This window comes from Telmatobacter bradus (genome assembly GCF_048629425.1).
GTDB classification, from domain to species: domain Bacteria; phylum Acidobacteriota; class Terriglobia; order Terriglobales; family Acidobacteriaceae; genus Telmatobacter; species Telmatobacter bradus.
The window spans coordinates 1,350,962-1,369,129 of record NZ_CP184532.1 but is presented as its reverse complement, the minus strand read 5'-3'; the positions used below and the strand labels follow the sequence as shown (position 1 = coordinate 1,369,129).

Genomic DNA, 18,168 nt, shown 5'->3' with positions numbered 1-18,168 from the left:
CAGGGCTTCAGCCCCGGGGACAATTCTGCTCAACTTTGCATGAATTCGACCTTTTTCCATAGCCTGTTTTTTCGCAGGCATTGTGTGTGTCGAAAAATACCCGCACCTGAAGGCACATTCGGGGGGCCAGCCAGTTTCGGGGGCATGAATACCCCCGCCCCCTCCGCACCTGCAGTTTTTCCGCAACCTATGAAGCCCCTGAGGAAAGATTCCACCGTCCAGTTCAGGCTTCACTTACCGCAAAACTTTTGGTACTGCTCCAGCGCATCAGGAAACGGCTCCAGCGCCCGGGCAAAGATCCCTAGCGAATAGGCAATGGTCAGGCCGTAGTTGGTGATGGGAACGCCCGCCTGTCGGCATTGTTCCATGCGGCCGAGCATCTGGCGACGATTCCCCATGCAGGCTCCGCAGTGAACCACCAGACTGTAGCTGGAAAGATCCGCCGGGAAATCGTGCCCCTGCTGGTGCTCAAACTCCAGCTTCACTCCGGTGTACTGCGTCAGCCAGCGGGGAATCTTCACCCGGCCAATGTCTTCGCCGATGGGGTGATGCGTACAGGACTCGGCAATCAGAATGCGATCGCCCGCACGCAGCGCTTCGATCTGCATGGTGCCCTCCACCAGGCGGGCAAGATCTCCCTTGAAGCGCGCCATCAGAATAGAAAAACTGGTCAGCGGCACAGCGGCAGGCGCATCGGCAGCCACCTTCAAAAACGCCTGCGAGTCGGTCACTATCAGCTTTGGCGGCACATTCAACCGGCTGAGCGCCAAACGCAGCTCACGCTCCTTGACCACCATGCACATGGAATCGCTGTCGAGCAGGTCGCGGATCGTCTGCACCTGCGGCAGAATCAGCCGCCCCTTGGGCGCTTCCTTGTCGATGGGCACCACCAGCACTGCCAGTTCGCCTGGACCCACCAGATCGCCAGCAATCGATGGACTATCGATAAAATCAGCCGGAACAAGATCGAGCAACGCCTGACGCAGTTCACCGAGTCCCTGCCCGGTGCGTGCGGAAACCAAAACCATGCGTTGTTGTTTTGCATGCAGCATTTCCTGCCACGAATCCTCGCGGAAGCCCGCGTCCATCTTGTTGATGGCAACGATCACCGGAATCTGCCTCGAGGTAAACTCCTCCAGCAGATCCTCCTCGGACTGCTGCCATCCACCGGGTTCCACCACCAGCAACGCCAACTCGGTGCGCTCGATTGCCTGGCGCGCCTTCTCCACACGCAAGCTCCCCAACTCGCCCTCATCGTCGATCCCCGCCGTATCCAGAAATAGAACCGGGCCCAGCGGCTGCAACTCGCAGGCTTTTTCCACGGTGTCGGTGGTTGTGCCCGCAACGACGGAGACAATCGAAACCTGCTGCTGCATGAGCGCATTCAGCAGGCTGGATTTGCCCACATTGCGGCGACCGAAGATGCCAATGTGCAGGCGCAGTCCCTTGGGTGCAGTGTTCATTCCGAGCCTCCTTCCGGCAATTTTTCCTCCCCTCCCTCACTCCATCCCTGCGCCGGTGTGCCTAGACGACAGACCGCCTCCGGGCTAATGCAGGCATCGAAGGCCGCAGTACTCATCCAGCCGTTTTCCAGCACCACGGCACGCAGCGTTTTGCCCTGCGCCCGTGCATAACTTGCCGCCTCGCCTGCCCGTGCGTAGCCGAGCACGGAAACCAGCGCCGTGGCCGCCGCCGTGGAGTTTTCCACGTGCATTCTGCAGCGCGCTTCATCGGCCTCGATTCCCTCCACGCACTCCGCACTCAGCATGCGGTCAGCAGCCGCAAGCAGATCCAGATTCCCCAGCAGGCAATGGGCAATGAGCGGCAGAAAAACATTGAGTTCCAAGCTTCCGGCAGCACAGGCCATGGTGATGACCTGATCATTGCCGAGCACCAGCATCGCCGCCTGCGTCACCGCCTCCGGTACCACCGGATTCACCTTACCCGGCATGATGGAAGAGCCTGCCTGCCGCACCGGAAGACGAATCTCACCCAGGCCCGCGTCGGGTCCCGAAGAGAGCAGGCGCAGATCGCCGCAAATCTTGATGAGCGAGGCGGCATGCGCCTTCAGCATGCCGGAAACCTCGACAAAAACATCCAGATTCTGCGTCGCTTCCACAAAATTTTCAGCACGGGCAAAACCAATGCCGGTAAGTGCCCGCAGTTGTTCGGTAGCGCGAAAAATATACTCCCGCGGAGCCACAATTCCCGTACCAATGGCCGTGCCACCCAGGTTGATTACGCGCAGCCGCTCTTCACATTTGTAAATGCGCCAGCGGTCGCGGTTGACGGCCTCGGCATAGGCGCTCATCTCGCGCCCTAGTGTGGTCAGCACTGCATCCTGATATTGCGTGCGCCCCACCTTCACGACGTGCGCAAAGCGCTTTTCCGCACGCTGAAACGACTCCTGCAGCGCGATCACGGCGCCTTCCAGAAGGCGCAGCAACCGAATCGCCGCCAGCTTCAGCGCCGTCGGATAAGTGTCGTTGGTGGACTGATGCAGATTGATGTCATCAAGCGGAGAAACCACGCCGTACTCGCCGGGCTGCCTGCCCAGCAATTGCAGAGCACGATTGGCCAGCACCTCGTTCACATTCATGTTGGTGCTGGTTCCCGCGCCGCCCTGCAGCGCATCCACCACGATTGCAGCGTCCAGCAATCCCTCACTCAATTCACGGCAAGCCTGCTCGATAGCATCGGCCTTGGCAGAATCCTTTTGCCAGACGCCCAGCGAACGATTGGTAAGCACACAGGCCAGCTTCACTTCGCCATAGGCATGCACCAGCGCACGATGAAGAGGCTGACGGGCCAGCGAAAAATTGCCCAGCGCACGCGCCGTATGGATTCCGTGCAGCGCATCAGCAGGCAGCGTAAGCTCTCCCAGAGCATCAGATTCCACACGCGACGGATTCATCAACGACTCCTCGGGACCAATCCAGTACACCACGTCATGACGCAATCATGGCGCAGCAACGCCAGTTTGCAGCGTAGCCGGCATCACACCAGGATCTTTTTTTCGGTGGTAGCATCCGGGCAGATTCGTATTCTTTTTGCCACGCTCCAGTTCAGCGCAGTGCGCGGCCAAGGAAGCTTGCCATGGACCTCTGCACGACAGCATTCATCGATGAACCGCGCATCCACGCGCATTTGCAGGAAACAGCCACAACTCCACCATCTGAAATCTGCCGCATCCTCGACAAGGCAGAAGCGCTCAAGGGCCTTGAACCACGCGAGGTTGCGGCCCTTATTCAACTGGAAGACGAAGCGCTACTAGAGCGGATTTTTGCCTCTGCGCTGGCCATCAAACGGAAAATCTACGGCAAGCGGCTGGTACTTTTTGCTCCGCTCTATCTGAGCAGTTACTGCGTGAATGACTGCGCCTACTGCGGCTACCACGCCAGTGGCGATGCCGTGCGCAAGCGCCTGACCATGGAAGAAATTCGCGCAGAAACCCGAGCGCTGGAAGCCATGGGCCACAAGCGGCTGATGCTCGACATGGGTGAAGACCCGGTGCGTACGCCCATTGAATACCTGCTCGAAGCCATGCAGACGATCTATGCGACCGTCGAAAAAAGCGGCTCCATCCGCCGCATCAACGTGCAGATTGCAGCCACCACGGTGGAAGAATACCGCATGCTGAAAGAGGCTGGCATCGGCACCTATGTGCTCTTCCAGGAGACCTTTCATCGCGCCACTTATGACCAGTTGCATCGCGGCCCCAAGCGCGACTACGACTGGCACACCACGGCGCTCGACCGCGCTATCGAGGGCGGCGTTGACGACGTTGGCTCCGGCGTTCTCTACGGCCTATATGACTACCGCTTTGAGGTCGTCGCCCAGATCATGTTTGTAAAGCATCTGGAAGCCAGATTCGGCTTCGGCCCGCATACCCTCTCGGTGCCTAGAATGCGCATGGCGAGCGGCGTTGACCTCGCGCGCTTCCCGCACATTCCCAGCGACCAGCAGTTCCGCAAGATTGTCGCCGTGCTACGCCTGGCGGTTCCCTACACCGGCATGATTTTATCCACGCGCGAAGATCCGGAATTCCGCGACCAACTGATTGACCTTGGCATCTCGCAGATGAGCGCCGGATCCTGCGTAGGCGTGGGCGGCTACAAAGCTCGTCTCGATGCGATGCAAAGTGGCCTGCCCCTGCTGCCCGCTGACAACACGCCGCAATTTGCCGTACACGACCTGCGTACCCCCGACGAAATCCTGCGTCACATCTGCGCGTCGGGCCACATCCCCAGCTACTGCACGGCCTGCTACCGCGCCGGGCGCACCGGCGACCGCTTCATGGCGCTGGCCCGCAGCGGCGAAATTCAAAATATCTGCCAACCCAATGCCCTGCTCACACTCAAGGAATATCTGATGGACTACGCCAGCCCCGAGACGCGCACGCTCGGTGAACAGGCCATCGCGCGGCATCTCGCCGATATTCCCAATCCACAGGTGCGCGAAAAAACAATGCAGGAATTGAAGAAGATCGAAGACGGCAAGCGCGATCTGTTCTTTTGAGCGACAACACGAATGGCCAAGCTAACCCACAACGAGATTCTTGACTGGCTGCGCGCAAGCGATCCAGAGCAACTGGAAGCGCTGTTTGCGCGCGCCAATCAAGTGCGCCAGGAGCATGTGGGCGATGCGGTACACTTGCGCGGCCTGATCGAAATCTCCAACCACTGCGTGCGCCAGTGCCACTACTGCGGCCTGCGTGCCGAGCGCACCATCCTGCGCTACCGCATGAGCCGCGAAGAGATTCTGGCTTGCGCCCGTCAGGCAGTGCACCTAGGCTTTGGCACGGTTGTCTTGCAGGCCGGCGAAGACTTCGGCATCGAAGCCGAGGGTCTTGCCGCGCTGATTCGCACCCTGAAAACAGAAATGCCTCTGGCCGTCACGCTGAGCCTGGGCGAGCGCCTGCAGGATGAGTTATTGCTCTGGAAAAACGCCGGCGCAGACCGCTATCTGCTGCGCTTCGAGAGCTCCGACCCCGCACTCTATGCAGCCATTCACCCTCAGCGCGGCGCAATGCCCAGCGACCGCATCGGGCAACTCAAGCAGATGCGTGCAATGGGCTACGAAATCGGCAGCGGAGTCATGGTCGGCATTCCCGGGCAGTCCTACACGATGCTGGCGCGCGACATTGAATGCTTTGCCGCACTCGATCTGGACATGATTGGCATCGGGCCGTTTCTGGCCCATCCCGAAACGCCTCTGGGGGCGCATGCTGCATCTTTGGCTACAGCCGATCAGGTGCCCGCAACGGAAGAGATGGTGCTGAAGACGCTGGCGCTTACGCGCATTGTCTGCCCGCAGGCAAACTTGCCCGCAACCACCGCGCTGGCGACGATCAACAGCAAAAACGGCCGCGAAAATGGTCTGCTGAGCGGCGGAAATGCCTTCATGCCCATCCTGACGCCCGCCCCCTACCGTCCGATGTATGAGATCTACCCCGGCAGAGCCTGCGTGCAGGAGGATGCGCAACAATGCAACACCTGCCTGCGCCATCGCATTCAAGGCATCGGCCGCAGCGTAGGACAAGGCCCGGGCGGAAGAAGCGCACGGCCATAAGCATGCAAGCGCACAGAATCGCACACTCTGCCTGAGTTCTTTTGATATTTTCGTAAGGATTGGTGGGCGGTCAGGGACTCGAACCCCGGACATCCTGCTTGTAAGGCAGGCGCTCTAACCAACTGAGCTAACCGCCCCTTGGGTGGGCAACCACGAAGGGCTGAATTCATTCTATCAGCGATCCTGTTTTCGCGCAGCATGCCCCAACAGTGGATTTCTTTTGTTGCGATGATTTTCTTGCGGGCTACTGCAAGATCGTCTGCTTGATAGACTTATGCTGTGGCCAGACTGATTGTAAATGCCGATGATTTTGGACTGACGAGCGGCGTAAACCGCGCCATTACCGGGTTGCACACCAGCGGTGCGCTCACCAGCACCACGCTGATGGCCCGCGCACTTGCCACCGATGAGGCCGTACAACTGGCCCTGACCACACCCACGCTCGGCGTTGGCTGCCATGTGGTTCTGGTCGATGGCGAACCACTGCTCTCTCCCGCCGAAAAAATTCTGGCCGATCCCACCACTGGCCGCTTTCGCCCCAAACTGGGTGGATTTTTGCGCTGGCTGCATGGTCTGGAGCGCGACGGCAGCACCGCCCGGCAACGCGCCGCGCAGATCGAAGCCGAGGCCGAAGCGCAGATCCGCTCCCTGCTGGAGCGTGGCGTGCGGCTCAGCCACATCGACACCCACAAGCACACACATATGTTTCCGGCTGTGCTGCGCCCCGTGCTGCGAGCAGCCAAACGGGCTGGCCTGAGCGTGGTGCGCAATCCCTTTGAACCAGCCTGGAGCGTGGCCGCCACACCCGCCGCCCCCTGGCTGCGCCGCATGGAAGTCAATACCCTGCGCCTGCTCGAAGGCCGCTTCAAACACATTGTCTGCGAAGAAGGATTTGTGACAACCGATGGAGCTCTGGGTGTGCTGGCCACCGGCACGCTCGATGAAGCAGCCGTCGACGCCCTGCTGGAAGCTTTGCCCACCGCTGGAACCTTTGAACTGGTCTCGCATCCCGGCTATAACGACGCCGATCTGGCCCACGCCAACACCCGTCTGCTGGCCTCGCGCGAGCAGGAACGCACGGCGCTGGCCCGCGTGCTTGCACATCCTCAAGTTGAGCTGGCTTCCTTCGCGGCTATCGCCCGGTAAACTGCCCGTACTCTTCTGCGGCGTGGGCTCTTTGCATCTTTGCTCCCGGCTTTTGCGTCCAATCAATAACTTCCTCAACGATAGGACTTTGCAATGCGGATCGGCATCACCTGCTATCCCACGTATGGAGGCTCGGGCGTGGTAGCCACCGAGCTCGGCATTGAGCTGGCACAGCTCGGCCATGAAGTACATTTCATCTCTTACTCGCAGCCTTTCCGTCTGAATGGGCGCAGCGAAGGCATCTTCTATCACGAAGTGCCTGTCTCCAACTATCCACTTTTCGAGTTCCCGCCCTACGATCTGGCTCTGGCCTCGCGCATGGCCGAAGTCGCCGAGTTCTACGATCTTGATCTGCTGCATGTGCACTACGCCATTCCGCACTCGGTCAGCGCGCTGCTGGCCCGTCAGATACTGGAAAAGCGTGGCCGCCGCCTGCCCTTTGTAACCACGCTGCACGGCACCGACATCACCCTGGTCGGTCTCGACCGCAGCTATCTGCCCATCACCCGGCTGGGCATTGAAGAGAGCGACGGCGTCACCAGCATCAGCGACTATCTGCGCCAGGAGACGATCCGCCACTTCAGCGTTACGCGGCCCATTGAGACGATTCCCAACTTCGTCAACTGCGACGAATACACGCCCATCCGCGACCCCGAGCGGCGCGCCTGCCTGCGCGGCAAACTCGCCAAGCCGGACGAAGCCATTCTGATGCACCTGTCGAACTTCCGCCCTGTCAAGCGCGTCTGCGATGTGGTCAAGATCTTTGCGCAGGTGGTGAAAGAGGTGCCCGCGCAGCTGATCCTGGTGGGCGATGGCCCCGACCGCTCCGCCGCCGAGTGGCTGGCGCACGACCTCGGCATTCACACACGGGTACACTTCCTCGGCAAGCAGGAGAGCGTAAACGAGCTGCTGCCCCTGGCCGATCTGATGCTGATGCCGAGCGAGCTGGAGTCCTTTGGTCTGGCAGCTCTGGAGGCGATGGCCTGTCGCGTGGTGCCCATCAGCACCAACGTGGGCGGCGTGCCGGAACTGGTGGACGATGGCGAAACCGGCCTGCTTTATTGCGTCGGCGATGTGGACGGCATGGCCCGCGGCGCAATCGAGCTGCTCACCCATCCGGCCAAGCTCGAAGAAATGCGCTCCGCCGCCCGCATCACGGCGCAAACCCGCTTCTGCACCACCAAGGTGATTCCCCGCTACGTGGACTATTACCGGCAGGTGCTTGAACAACAGAAGTAAAAACAGCTCTCAGCTAAAGCTTCGCGTGGCACGCGACCACCTGCGGTGGTCCCAGAGGGACGGCGCAAAAAACGCGCCTACTCAATCCCCGTCTGCGGTGCAAAGCCCAGTTTCTTCCAGAAATTTTCGATCTCTACGATGGTTTCGGGGGCGGTTGCCTGCGTAGCTCGGAGTGCGATCTGCGGCCCCATGCTCTCCACAAACGCGAGCGGGCTGGCATTTACGGTCATCACTTTTTCCGGGCGATAGGTGCAGGCGGCCAGGTCGGCCAGGGCTAGATGCATGGTGGGCGTCAAAAAGAGGGCGCGTGGCGGAGCCATGCGGTCCAGCAGCCACAGGATTTCCAGCTTGGATTCCAGTTCGTCCGGCACGCAGTCAATCACCAGATCGGCCGGTTGCGCCGCATCTTCCAGCGTGCGCACAAAGCATACCGAAGCCAGCGTCGCGGCATTCAGCTGGGCGCGAATCTCCTCCTGCGCATGGTGCAGGTTGGAGGGCATCACGTCTTCCAGCAACACCCGGTAGCCGGCGCACGCCGCGGTGCGGGCAAGCCAGCGGCCCAGCGGGCCGGCTCCGATGATGGCGACAGTCAGCACGCGCTTACTCGGCGCTGAGAGCCTTCAGAACGTCGTCCGCACTGGGATGCGCCTCACGCAGGTGATCAGCCACCCGGGCACGCTCCTCCACCGTCAGCGTCGGCACGGTAGCCATCACGCGGCGCAGCGTCACGGCGCAATCGTCAATGTAGTTCATCAAGCGGATAGCTTCACCAGAGAGGGGCATGTGCATTAGACCTCGAGCAGAAGATTGGAACGCTTCCTATTGTAGCCGTTTGTGGCGGGTCCGGTTCGGAGGCGCGCTCTTTGCCGGTAAACCGGAGTGCTTAAAAAGCGCAGGGTATTCGCTCAAGTGTCTGAGGCCGTCCTACCTATCTAAACACCATCTCCGCCAGAAAGTTGCTCTCGAGCAACCCAAGGTTGCTGTGCAGCTCCCAACTGGGGGAGACGTGTCCCGATCATTCCGGTGCAAAGCACCGCGCTCTTCTGCCCGTCGTGCCGAGGATGCCCACGGAGACCCCAGACGCAAGCAAGCCGCCCCGGAGGACGGCTTGCGGCTAGATCATGCCCCCTCGTCTGGAGGATGATCGTCCTTTGGATCAGACGTGAGATTCATCGTCGTCAAATGACTTTCAAAACGCTGCCGAGGGACAAGGGTAGGGCGTACCAGAAACGGAACAATCCGAATCAGAAGCGACAAAAATACAAACCCTATTGGTATCCAAAGCAGATAAAATCCCCATGGAATACCAAAGCAGGCGCGCGGACCGTAAGTTCCAATCTTCCAGGCAAGAACATATCCAACGAGGACGCTGAACAGAACTTGTATACGCATGTATAACGGTGATACTTTTATTGACTACTGCATAAATAATGCAATAATACTTTCAGAGGTACGGTACCCCTATGCCCAGACTGAAGGCAAGTGCCGAGCTTTTGGAAGACCGTCGCCGTCGTGCTTTAGCGCTGTTGGATGAAGGCTGCTCGCTCAACGAAGTCGGACGACAGATAGGATGTAACGCGAGTTCAGTGATGCGCTGGCGCGATGCTCGACGGCAGCGCGGAGACGATGCTTTGCAGGTCCGTTTTTCTCCTGGACGCCCCCTGAAGTTGGGTGCTACTGAGCGCAAGAAGCTTGTTCGGCTGTTGCTCAAGGGGCCGATGGCTCAGGGTTATCGCACCAATCTGTGGACCACCGCACGCATTGCCGCGTTGATCGAGAGCGAGTTCGGCGTGAGCTACCACCCGGATCACATAGGCCGGTTGATGCACGATCTCGGTTGGACTCCGCAGAAGCCGGAACGACGCGCTCTGGAGCGCAACGAAGAAGAGATCGAGCGTTGGAAACAAAAAGAGTGGCCGCGTATAAAAAAAACGCCACAAGGCTGGGCGCCCACATCGTCTTTGCCGATGAATCGGGCTTCTTGATGATTCCCAACGTGGTCAGAACCTGGGCGCCACAAGGGGAAACACCTATCCACCGCCATCGCCAAGGACAGCGCGACAAGATCTCGGTGATCTCGGGAATTTCCGTCAGCCCTGGACGACATCATCTCGGTCTCTACTATCTTCTTTTTTACGACAACATCGGGCAGGAGGAGGTCTGTCTGTATTTGCGCGAACTGACGCGCCTCCTGCGCGGCCCGATCATTCTGCTCCTCGACAACTCATCGACGCACAAGGGAAAGCCTATCGAGCAATTTCTCGAAAAGCATCCCCGGCTGCGCATCGAGCACTTTCCGTCCTATGCCCCGCAACTGAATCCAGACGAAGGCGTCTGGTCATTGGCCAAGCGGGAACTGGCCAACAGCTGCCCAAAGGATGTGGACGAACTGATGGAAGACATACTTGGCTCCATTGACGGAATTCGGAACTCGCAGGCAAAACTGCGCGGCTGCATCGCCCAATCCGAGTTGTCCATTTCTTTGCGCTGAATCATTGCATTATTTATGCAGGAATCAATAGTGCCGCGCCGCAATGCGGACAGCGGAAATCAAGAAGAAATACAGACCGCGATAGCTCAATTGCGACAGAGCATACAGGACACGCCACCGATTTAGGGTTAACCATCATCCTAGTTACTCCCAAAAAGGGCGTCTTCGAATGTTCCGTGAACTCTCGAAGACGCCCCATTCAATTTCAATGACTGCTGCAAAACTGCGATATAGCCGCTGGTGCTGCGGCTATTGCTGTGCCAGCGCCGCTCGGAGTCTTTCCCACCATGCGGCTGAGCCACGAAACAGCCCGACCATACCATGTCGCATAATCCCCGGCTGTAGCAGCGTAAACTTCTGGGGCATTTGCCACGGCAAGGGCTCCCGTTGCGCCAGCAGCCGATGCACCATAGAAAGCAACAGGAAAGCAGACGCTGGTCAACGAATACACGCCAGTCTTATTGAAAGCATGAGCTAACTGACACGCGTTGTCGCACTCCCCGTTATTTGGGGCTGAAACACTCTTGCGAAAAACCCACTGTCGTTGCACAAACGACGGAACTCATCATAAATGTGGACCTTCCTCCTTCGTGAATCATGGAAGAGTCAGTCGTGGTCACACTCAAAGGTACGCCAAAAGCACAAAAGCCCCGCCAGATTGGCGGGGCTTTCGCGGAAACTTTGTCGAACTACTTGCCGGGCTGAGCCGGAGCACTGATCGGAGCCGACTTCGTGCCGTCGAGCACCGACTTCTGGCCGGTACCGCGCACGAACAGGATCACCAGCGCAAGCGAAGTGCACATGAACAGCACGGCAGACCAAGTGGTCAGACGTGTGAGCACATTGGCTGCGGCACGCGGACCAAATGCAGTCTGCGAACCCTGGCCGCCAAAGGCGCCCGCCAGATCGGCCGAACGGCCCTGCTGCAACAAAACCACGCCGATCAGAAAGAAGCACACAATGACGTGGACAACGATCACGAGGTAAAAGAGGATGTTCATGCTGGAAGCGGCTTTCCAAGTCTGCCCGGGCTGGCCGGGCTGAAGATCTATGGTGCGGAGGACGGGACTTGAACCCGTATGCCTTGCGGCGCTAGCACCTCAAGCTAGTGCGTCTGCCAATTTCGCCACCTCCGCACGAGGCAACTTAGTAAGTATAGCAAAAGAACTGCTCCGAGGAAGAGCCCCCCAGCCCCAATCGGGAAGCAAGCTGAGGAAAATCCAAATTTTTCTTTCTTCTGGCTCCCCCCTGAAGGAAGTGCCTGCATTCTTCAACGCTGAAAGAAGAACCACCCGCCCAAAGCCACCAGCAGCACGGCAAAAATACGCCGCAAAAGAAGGTCGCTGACGTCCTGCGCCCAGTAAGCACCTGCCAGCCCGCCCACCAGAAACCCCGCCGCCAGCAGCGCCGCCACCCGCAGGTCGGCATTGCCCTTACGGTAGTACTCCAAAAAGGCCAGCAGACCCACCGGCAACAATAAAGCCCCCAGCGAGGTTCCCTGCGCCTTGTGTTGGCTCATTCCAAAAAAGACGATCAGGGCCGGCACAAACAGAATGCCGCCGCCAATGCCCACCACGCCGGAAACGGCTCCCACCAGCACGCCCAACAATAACGCCAGCCAGCTCATTGAAAATTGCTCCGTCCGGCGCGCCTTCTTCTTTTGTGAACGCGCCAGCAACAGGGTACAACTTCCCCCAAGCAACAGGAGCTATGCATCACGATTCCGCCCTCGGAGCAGCCTTGAATGAGCCAACTGCCGTCCGTCGCCGGACTCTTTTCCCAAAAACAAGCGAGCCCGTTCCGGGACAAATTCACAGAAAGTTTGCAATCTGTTTGCCTGACTGCATTACTCTGTTCATAGTTCCCGCCCACCCCATCGGAATTACTCGAAACGCAGGCGCGGGATGAGGGCTGACAGGTTGAGCCAAACCATCTTTGTCCTGGAAGACGATGCAGATATTGCCCGGCTGGTGCAACACCATCTGGAAGCAGCAGGTTTTGAAGTCCGTCTTTTTCACACTCCCACCAATCTGATTCCCGACGCCGAACGCAAGGCTCCGGCCCTGTTCATGCTGGACATTATGGTGCCCGGCGGCGACGGTCTGGATGTATGCCGTCGCTTGCGCAACCATCAGGGCCTATCGGCCACGCCCATCATCTTTATGACGGCCCGCGCCGGTGAAAACGACCGCGTTCTGGGTCTGGAACTGGGTGCCGACGACTACATTACCAAGCCATTTTCCACCCGTGAGCTGGTAGCCCGCGTCAAGGCCGTGCTGCGCCGCTTTGAGCGTCCCACATCGCCCTCGGTCATCCATTTTGACGAAATCGAGATCGACGCCGGGGCCATGCAGCTGAAGGTGCGTGGCGAGCTGACCACGACCACCGCCACGGAATTCCGTCTGCTGGATTACCTGGCCCGCCATCCGGGCCGCGTCTTCAGCCGCGATCACCTGCTCGACGCAGTCTGGGGCGACGCCCGTTTTGTCACCCCGCGCTCGGTCGACGTTTACGTCCGCCGCATCCGCGAAAAGATCGAGGTCGACGCCGAAAATCCGCGCTATCTGAAGACCGTGCGCGGAGCCGGCTACCGCTTCGAACTGCCCAAGGGTGAGGTTCAGTCTTGAAGCCAAAGGCCTTCGTCAAGCTCTTTGGGCTCTTTTTTCTGCTGGTGCTTTTTCAGGGCGCGGCAACAGCTTTGTTGCTGCGCCTGAAGTCCGCGCACACCCCTCTGTGGGCCATTCTGGCCAGTGCTCTCATCTCTTTGCCCGCTGCCTTGTGGATGGCCGACCGCGTGGCCGGTCGCATCCGCCGGGTGGGCGCATTTGCCCGCCAGATTGCGGGCGGCGACCTGAGCGCACGGCTGCAAATGAACAGCAACGATGAGCTGGCCGAGATTGAACGAGCCCTGAACCTGACCGCCGAGCGCGTCAGCCAGAGCTTTGAGGAGCTGGAAAGCCGCCGCCATGAGCTGGCCACCATGCTCAATGCCATGCAGGAAGCGGTTGTGGCCGTTGACCCGGCAGGCATTGTCCGCTGGTCCAACTCCGTAATGCAGCGGGTGGCGGGCTCGCAGATCCATGCCGGCAAACCTCTGATCCACTCCATGCGCGATCCCGAGCTGCTCTCCTGCGTCAAGGACGCGCTCGAAAAACGCGAAGTCTCGGTGGGACGGGCCTGCTCTCTTGCCCATGGCCGCATCTTTGAAATCAATGCCGTACCCCTGCCCACTGGCGGAGCCCTGGCCGTTCTGCATGACGTAACCCGCATCGAGCGGGCGGAAAAATCCCGCCGCGACTTTGTGGCCAACGTCAGCCATGAGCTGCGTACCCCTCTGACTTCGATTCAGGGCTACGTGGAAACGCTGATCGAGGACCCCAACCCCTCGCCGGAAACCACCCAGGAGTTTCTGGGCATCATCCTCAAAAATGCCACGCGGATGAACCGCCTGACCGAGGACCTGCTGGCCCTGGCCAGCGTGGAAAACCCCGACAATCAGCTCCATATGCACCCCATGCGGGCCAGCATGCTGATTCACGACGCGGTGGCCTACTTGGGCGGCATCATCATGGACAGCGAGATCGAACTGATCAATGCCGGTGGACCCGACACGCTGGTTCTGGTCGACTCCGACAAGATGAATCAGGTCTTCGGCAATCTGATTGAAAACTCGCTCAAGTACGCCGGCGAGGGTGGCCGCATCAAGGTTGGCGCACGCGCCTTGCCCACCGAAGTCGAGTTCACCGTGCAGGACTTCGGCCCCGGCATTGCCAGCGAGCACCTGGACCGCATCTTCGAGCGTTTTTACCGGGTGGACAAAGCCCGTTCCCGCGAGTCGGGAGGCACCGGACTCGGGCTGGCCATCGTCAAGCACATTATTGAAGCCCACGACGGCCATGTCTGGGTGGAAAGCGAGCTGGGCAAGGGCGCAGCCTTCCACTTCACCCTGCCGCTGGCTCCCACCGTGGACACATCCCGGGAACCCATCGAGTAATTGAACTCCTATTCATCCCGCTAATCCATAGCAAAAATCTTCGGGTGCCCCACCCTCACCGCGTCTTTGTTTTTGCGGCTAGGGTGGGAAAGCACAGCTGTTCTACAATAAGTACAAGTCCACCGCGCCTGTCCATGACAGGATTCCTTGACTGGATTCCTTGCGCACGGCGGCCCCACCCCACCTTAAAAGACCGGAGAACATAGCTTCATGGCCCGTATCTATCCGTTTCGCGCCTGGCGGTACAACCCCGAGCAGGTCAACCCCGCCGATGTCGTCACCCAGCCCTACGACAAGATCTCTCCGGCCATGCAAAAGGCCTACTACGACCGCAGCCCCTACAATCTGGTGCGCGTGATTCTGGGCCTGCCGCAGGAAGACGACGCCCAGACCGGCCAGACCGTTTACAGCCGCGCCGCCGCCTCCCTCAAGGAGTGGCAGAAGACAGGCGTTCTGAAGCAGGAAGCCGAGCCCTGTATCTTTGCTTACTCGCAGCAGTTCAAGGTTCCCGGCACCCAGATCGTCAAGGAACGCCGCGGCTTTATCGCCATCGGCCACGTGCACGATTACGCTGAAAAGATCGTCTATCGCCACGAGCAGACCCTCAGCAAGCCCAAGGGCGACCGCCTGAACCTGCTCAAGGCCACCCACGCCCACTTCGGCCAGATCTTCATGCTTTATAGCGACCCGGCCGGCTCCGTCGATCAGATCCTCTACGCCAATCCGGGCCAGCCCGACGTGGAAGTCACCGACGAGTACGAGGTGCTGCACCGCCTGTGGAAGGTCAGCGATCCGGCCGTCATCAAGACGCTGGTTGCCGCCATGGACGATAAGAAACTGATCATTGCCGACGGCCACCATCGCTACGAGACGGCCCTGAACTACTCGAAGGAACACACGCCCACCCAGTCGCAGAGCTCGTCCAAAGAGTTGGCCGCAACGCAGTTGCCGCAACCTCCGTATCCCGAGGCTGCCGTCATGATGTCCTTCGTGAATATGGATTCCGACGGTCTGGTGGTTCTGCCCACGCATCGTGTGGTGCACTCGCTGACCAGCTTTGACGAAGCCGCCTTCCTGAAGGCTGCGGAAGAGTTCTTCACGGTGGAAAAGCTGGCTCCGGCCACCGCTGCCGAGTACGAAGCAACGCTCAAGGCGCAGTCCGGCGTAGCCTTTGTGGCCGTCACGGCCCAGGGTGCAACGCTGCTCAAGTCCAAGACCGAAGCCGTGAACGCCGCACTGGCCAGTCTGCCCGCCCACACCCGCGACCTTGACCTGACCCACCTGCACTCGATCATTCTTGACAAGCTGCTGGGTCTGGACGAGGAAAAGGTGCGCGAGCAGACCAACATTCGCTACCTGCGCTCGGCCGAAAGCGCCGTTGAGCAGGCCAAAAAGGGCGAGGCCAACATCACTTTCCTCACCAATCCGGTCAGCATGGAGCAGTTGCGTCAGGTGGCCTTTGCCGGCGACGTCATGCCGCAGAAGTCCACCGACTTCTTCCCCAAGCTGCTCACTGGCTTGGCCATCTACTCGCTCGACTAAAGATTTTTAGAAGCAAAATAAAACTGCGGCATGGCATCCTCCCTTAGGAAAATGCCATGCCGCAGTTTTATTTTGCGTTCCTGGCTACGCTGCCCTGCCGGGCCACATGGCCCACCGGAAAGTATCCCGTACGGGTGCGCACGGTCAGCCTACCCCGGCCTTCCACCGCAGCCTGCACACGCCGGAATCCGGGCTCGCTGCTCGGCCGGCTGGAGTGGTAGCTGATGGTGTACTGGCTGCGAATGTCCCGCGCCACGTCGGCGGCAATCTCGTCCACCTGCTCAATCGACTTCGGGAAGAAGGCCACGCCACCCGTCTCCGTCGAGAGCATCTCCAGAGCCTTCCGCGCATGCTTGATATCGCTGTGGCTCATCTCATCGCCAAAGAGCAGCCCAATCGAATAGATCACCGGACCGCCCAGCTCCTGCACGCGGCGGATGGTCTGTTCCAGGTTGAGCGTTGAAGCGTCGTCCACGCCGTCGGTAATCAGGATCAGCACCTGCTTGGGCCGTTTGGCGTCGGCGGCCAGTTTGTCGGCCGAGGCCACCACCGCGTCGTAAAGCGCCGTGCCGCCACGCGCATCAATCCTCGCCAGACCTGCGCGCAATTTACTCACGTCAGAGGTAAAGTCCTGGTCGATGAATGCCTCTTCCGAGAAGTTCACCACGAAGGCCTCGTCTTCAGGATTCGAGGCAGAAATCAGATCCAGCGTGCTCTTGTTCACCGCCGGACGCTTGCGGTACATCGAGCCGGAATTATCCACCACCAGCGCAATTGAAACCGGCAGATCGTTGTGCTGAAAACTGACGATGCTCTGCCGCACGCCGTCTTCCATAATCTTGAAGTCTTCCTTCTTCAGGTCCTGCACCAGCCGGGTGCCCTCCAGTACCGTCACATTCAGCGAGACCTCTTCCACGTCGGTACGCAGCACATAGCCCTCGGGATGCTTGACGGGAACGTTGGTGGCGGGCTGATCGCCCTCCGGTGAGCGTACAGGATCGTGCTCCGCCGAGGGAGCCTGGCTGAAGTCGGGCAGGGAGGTTGCCGGCTGCTGCGCATGTGCCGCGCCCAACGCCATCAGCAGTATCACGGACAAAGAAAGCAGCCGGTGCGGCTTCCGGAAGCGAAGCGAGAGAACGCGAAGGCTCGGTTGCATACGTACCTTTGCGGAGAACGGCAAACTCCGCTCTCCGTCGAGTGGACTACCCTACACTTTACGCCAACCGCAACGGCGGAAACAGAGGCCGAAGCGTAAGAGGTTCCATGCCAAGCAAGGGTCGCAGACGATCCCGCTGCCTGCTGCCTGTTCCGCCTCACACCCGTGCCGTGGCCAGCATGCCGATGCGCACCGGCGATAGCCTGAGCCCGTCGGCGCGGTCACAAAAATACTGCGCGTTCAACTGCTCGGCGTCCACGGTGGCAAAGCTCTGGAAGCCGGCCCGCTCCAGCTCTGCGCCCAACTCCTCGGGCTGCAAAAACAGCCGCATCGGCTCGCCCGCCTCCAGCAGTTTTTTATGTAGACGGGCAAAGATCACCTGCCGCTCGGGGCTGAGCGTCTCAGGCGCAAATACAAAGTCAAAGGTCAGCACGGAACCCGCCCCCAGCGCCCCAACCGCAGCCAGCGTGGCGCGAAAGGCCTCCCGCGTCAGGTAAGGCGCAACGCCCAGCCAACTTACATAGGCCGATTGGGAAAAATCGAAGCCCGCCTCGCGCAACCCCTCCGGCAGCGTCCGATGTTCAAAGTCCAGCGGCGCAAAGGTCAGGTTTTCTGGCTCGGCAATTCCCTTCTGCTCCAGCAGATCGCGCTTCCAAGCCTGGGTGGCAGGAAAATCCACCTCGAAGACGCGGAGCTGCGGCCATGGATTGCGGTAGGCAAACGTATCCAGCCCCGCGCCCAGCACCACATACTGCCGCATGCCAGCCTGCACGGCCTCGGCCAGACGATCCTCGGTGTAACGCGAACGCGCCGCCAAAAAAGCGCGGAAATCCCGCGCCACCGTATGCTGCGCCCGCTCCATGTCGCGCGCGTAATCTGTGCCAATCAACTGAACCGCAACCGGGTCCACGAGCACCGCTGGCGGATCCACCAACTGATGTGCCGCCCGCCGAATGGCTACCCTGAGCGCCGTCTTGCTGGCCTTTCCATTTCTCATCTTCTTCAGTGTAATTTTTCTTGCGCCGCGCC

General features: G+C 59.8%; 15 protein-coding genes, 2 tRNA genes and 1 pseudogene. 8 read left to right on the top strand and 10 right to left on the bottom strand.

Going from position 1 to position 18,168, the window contains the following annotated elements:
* Positions 1-230: 230 nt before the first annotated feature.
* Entirely contained in the window at positions 231-1,463 is a 1,233-nt protein-coding gene (gene hydF, locus ACOBR2_RS05795; protein WP_420239097.1) for a [FeFe] hydrogenase H-cluster maturation GTPase HydF, read from the bottom strand.
* Positions 1,460-2,914, bottom strand: coding sequence for an aspartate ammonia-lyase (locus tag ACOBR2_RS05790; RefSeq protein WP_420239096.1), 1,455 nt, complete (start codon positions 2,912-2,914; stop codon positions 1,460-1,462). Before ACOBR2_RS05790 ends, hydF begins: the two co-directional genes overlap by 4 nt.
* A gap of 182 nt (positions 2,915-3,096) precedes the next feature.
* Here ACOBR2_RS05790 and hydG point away from each other — a divergent pair, with 182 nt between their 5' ends.
* Entirely contained in the window at positions 3,097-4,518 is a 1,422-nt protein-coding gene (gene hydG / locus ACOBR2_RS05785; RefSeq protein ID WP_420239095.1) for a [FeFe] hydrogenase H-cluster radical SAM maturase HydG, read from the top strand.
* Positions 4,519-4,530: 12 nt separating this feature from the next.
* Complete coding sequence (hydE, locus tag ACOBR2_RS05780) at positions 4,531-5,571, top strand: [FeFe] hydrogenase H-cluster radical SAM maturase HydE (protein WP_420239094.1); 1,041 nt, start codon at positions 4,531-4,533, stop codon at positions 5,569-5,571.
* Positions 5,572-5,631: 60 nt separating this feature from the next.
* On the opposite strand, the gene ACOBR2_RS05775 is transcribed toward hydE, so the two are convergent.
* A tRNA-Val gene (locus tag ACOBR2_RS05775) sits at positions 5,632-5,708 on the bottom strand.
* Positions 5,709-5,850: 142 nt separating this feature from the next.
* Between ACOBR2_RS05775 and ACOBR2_RS05770 the strand changes: the two genes are divergently transcribed.
* Positions 5,851-6,717, top strand: coding sequence for a ChbG/HpnK family deacetylase (locus tag ACOBR2_RS05770; RefSeq protein WP_420239093.1), 867 nt, complete (start codon positions 5,851-5,853; stop codon positions 6,715-6,717).
* Positions 6,718-6,810: 93 nt separating this feature from the next.
* On the top strand, positions 6,811-7,956 hold the full coding sequence (gene bshA / locus ACOBR2_RS05765; RefSeq protein ID WP_420239092.1) for an N-acetyl-alpha-D-glucosaminyl L-malate synthase BshA: 1,146 nt from the start codon (positions 6,811-6,813) through the stop codon (positions 7,954-7,956).
* Positions 7,957-8,033: 77 nt separating this feature from the next.
* Here the strand turns inward: bshA and ACOBR2_RS05760 are convergent, their stop codons facing one another.
* Together ACOBR2_RS05760 and ACOBR2_RS05755 are read right to left on the bottom strand one after the other, a co-directional pair.
* On the bottom strand, positions 8,034-8,552 hold the full coding sequence (locus tag ACOBR2_RS05760) for a 3-hydroxyacyl-CoA dehydrogenase NAD-binding domain-containing protein (RefSeq protein WP_420239091.1): 519 nt from the start codon (positions 8,550-8,552) through the stop codon (positions 8,034-8,036).
* A 4-nt stretch (positions 8,553-8,556) separates the two neighbouring features.
* A complete protein-coding gene (locus ACOBR2_RS05755) occupies positions 8,557-8,739 on the bottom strand; it encodes a hypothetical protein (RefSeq protein WP_420239090.1) in 183 nt (60 codons plus the stop codon).
* Between the two features lie 680 nt (positions 8,740-9,419).
* Here ACOBR2_RS05755 and ACOBR2_RS05750 point away from each other — a divergent pair.
* Positions 9,420-10,447, top strand: a pseudogene (locus ACOBR2_RS05750) (IS630 family transposase).
* 689 nt (positions 10,448-11,136) lie between these two features.
* Here ACOBR2_RS05750 and secG read toward each other — a convergent pair.
* The 3 genes from secG to ACOBR2_RS05735 all read right to left on the bottom strand — a co-directional run bounded on the left by secG (position 11,137) and on the right by ACOBR2_RS05735 (position 12,149).
* On the bottom strand, positions 11,137-11,448 hold the full coding sequence (gene secG / locus ACOBR2_RS05745) for a preprotein translocase subunit SecG (RefSeq protein WP_420239089.1): 312 nt from the start codon (positions 11,446-11,448) through the stop codon (positions 11,137-11,139).
* 50 nt (positions 11,449-11,498) lie between these two features.
* Positions 11,499-11,583: transfer RNA gene (locus ACOBR2_RS05740), tRNA-Leu, on the bottom strand.
* Between the two features lie 134 nt (positions 11,584-11,717).
* The gene (locus tag ACOBR2_RS05735) at positions 11,718-12,149 is read right to left on the bottom strand and encodes a sulfite exporter TauE/SafE family protein (protein WP_420239088.1); all 432 of its coding nucleotides are present in this window, start codon (positions 12,147-12,149) and stop codon (positions 11,718-11,720) included.
* A gap of 217 nt (positions 12,150-12,366) precedes the next feature.
* On the opposite strand from ACOBR2_RS05735, the gene ACOBR2_RS05730 reads away from it, so the two are divergent.
* The 3 genes from ACOBR2_RS05730 to ACOBR2_RS05720 all read left to right on the top strand — a co-directional run bounded on the left by ACOBR2_RS05730 (position 12,367) and on the right by ACOBR2_RS05720 (position 15,983).
* Positions 12,367-13,074: a winged helix-turn-helix domain-containing protein gene (locus ACOBR2_RS05730; protein WP_420239087.1), complete on the top strand. Its 708-nt coding sequence runs from the start codon at positions 12,367-12,369 to the stop codon at positions 13,072-13,074.
* Between the two features lie 155 nt (positions 13,075-13,229).
* The gene (locus ACOBR2_RS05725; RefSeq protein WP_420239982.1) at positions 13,230-14,441 is read left to right on the top strand and encodes a sensor histidine kinase; all 1,212 of its coding nucleotides are present in this window, start codon (positions 13,230-13,232) and stop codon (positions 14,439-14,441) included.
* Positions 14,442-14,651: 210 nt separating this feature from the next.
* Positions 14,652-15,983: a DUF1015 domain-containing protein gene (locus tag ACOBR2_RS05720; protein ID WP_420239086.1), complete on the top strand. Its 1,332-nt coding sequence runs from the start codon at positions 14,652-14,654 to the stop codon at positions 15,981-15,983.
* Between the two features lie 67 nt (positions 15,984-16,050).
* Here the strand turns inward: ACOBR2_RS05720 and ACOBR2_RS05715 are convergent, their stop codons facing one another.
* Positions 16,051-17,073 (bottom strand): VWA domain-containing protein, encoded by a 1,023-nt coding sequence (locus ACOBR2_RS05715; protein ID WP_420239981.1) that lies wholly within the window; start codon positions 17,071-17,073, stop codon positions 16,051-16,053.
* A 223-nt stretch (positions 17,074-17,296) separates the two neighbouring features.
* Positions 17,297-18,136 carry a class I SAM-dependent methyltransferase gene (locus ACOBR2_RS05710; protein WP_420239085.1) on the bottom strand — a complete coding sequence of 280 codons (840 nt, stop codon included), beginning with the start codon at positions 18,134-18,136 and terminating at the stop codon, positions 17,297-17,299.
* Positions 18,137-18,168 lie beyond the last annotated feature (32 nt).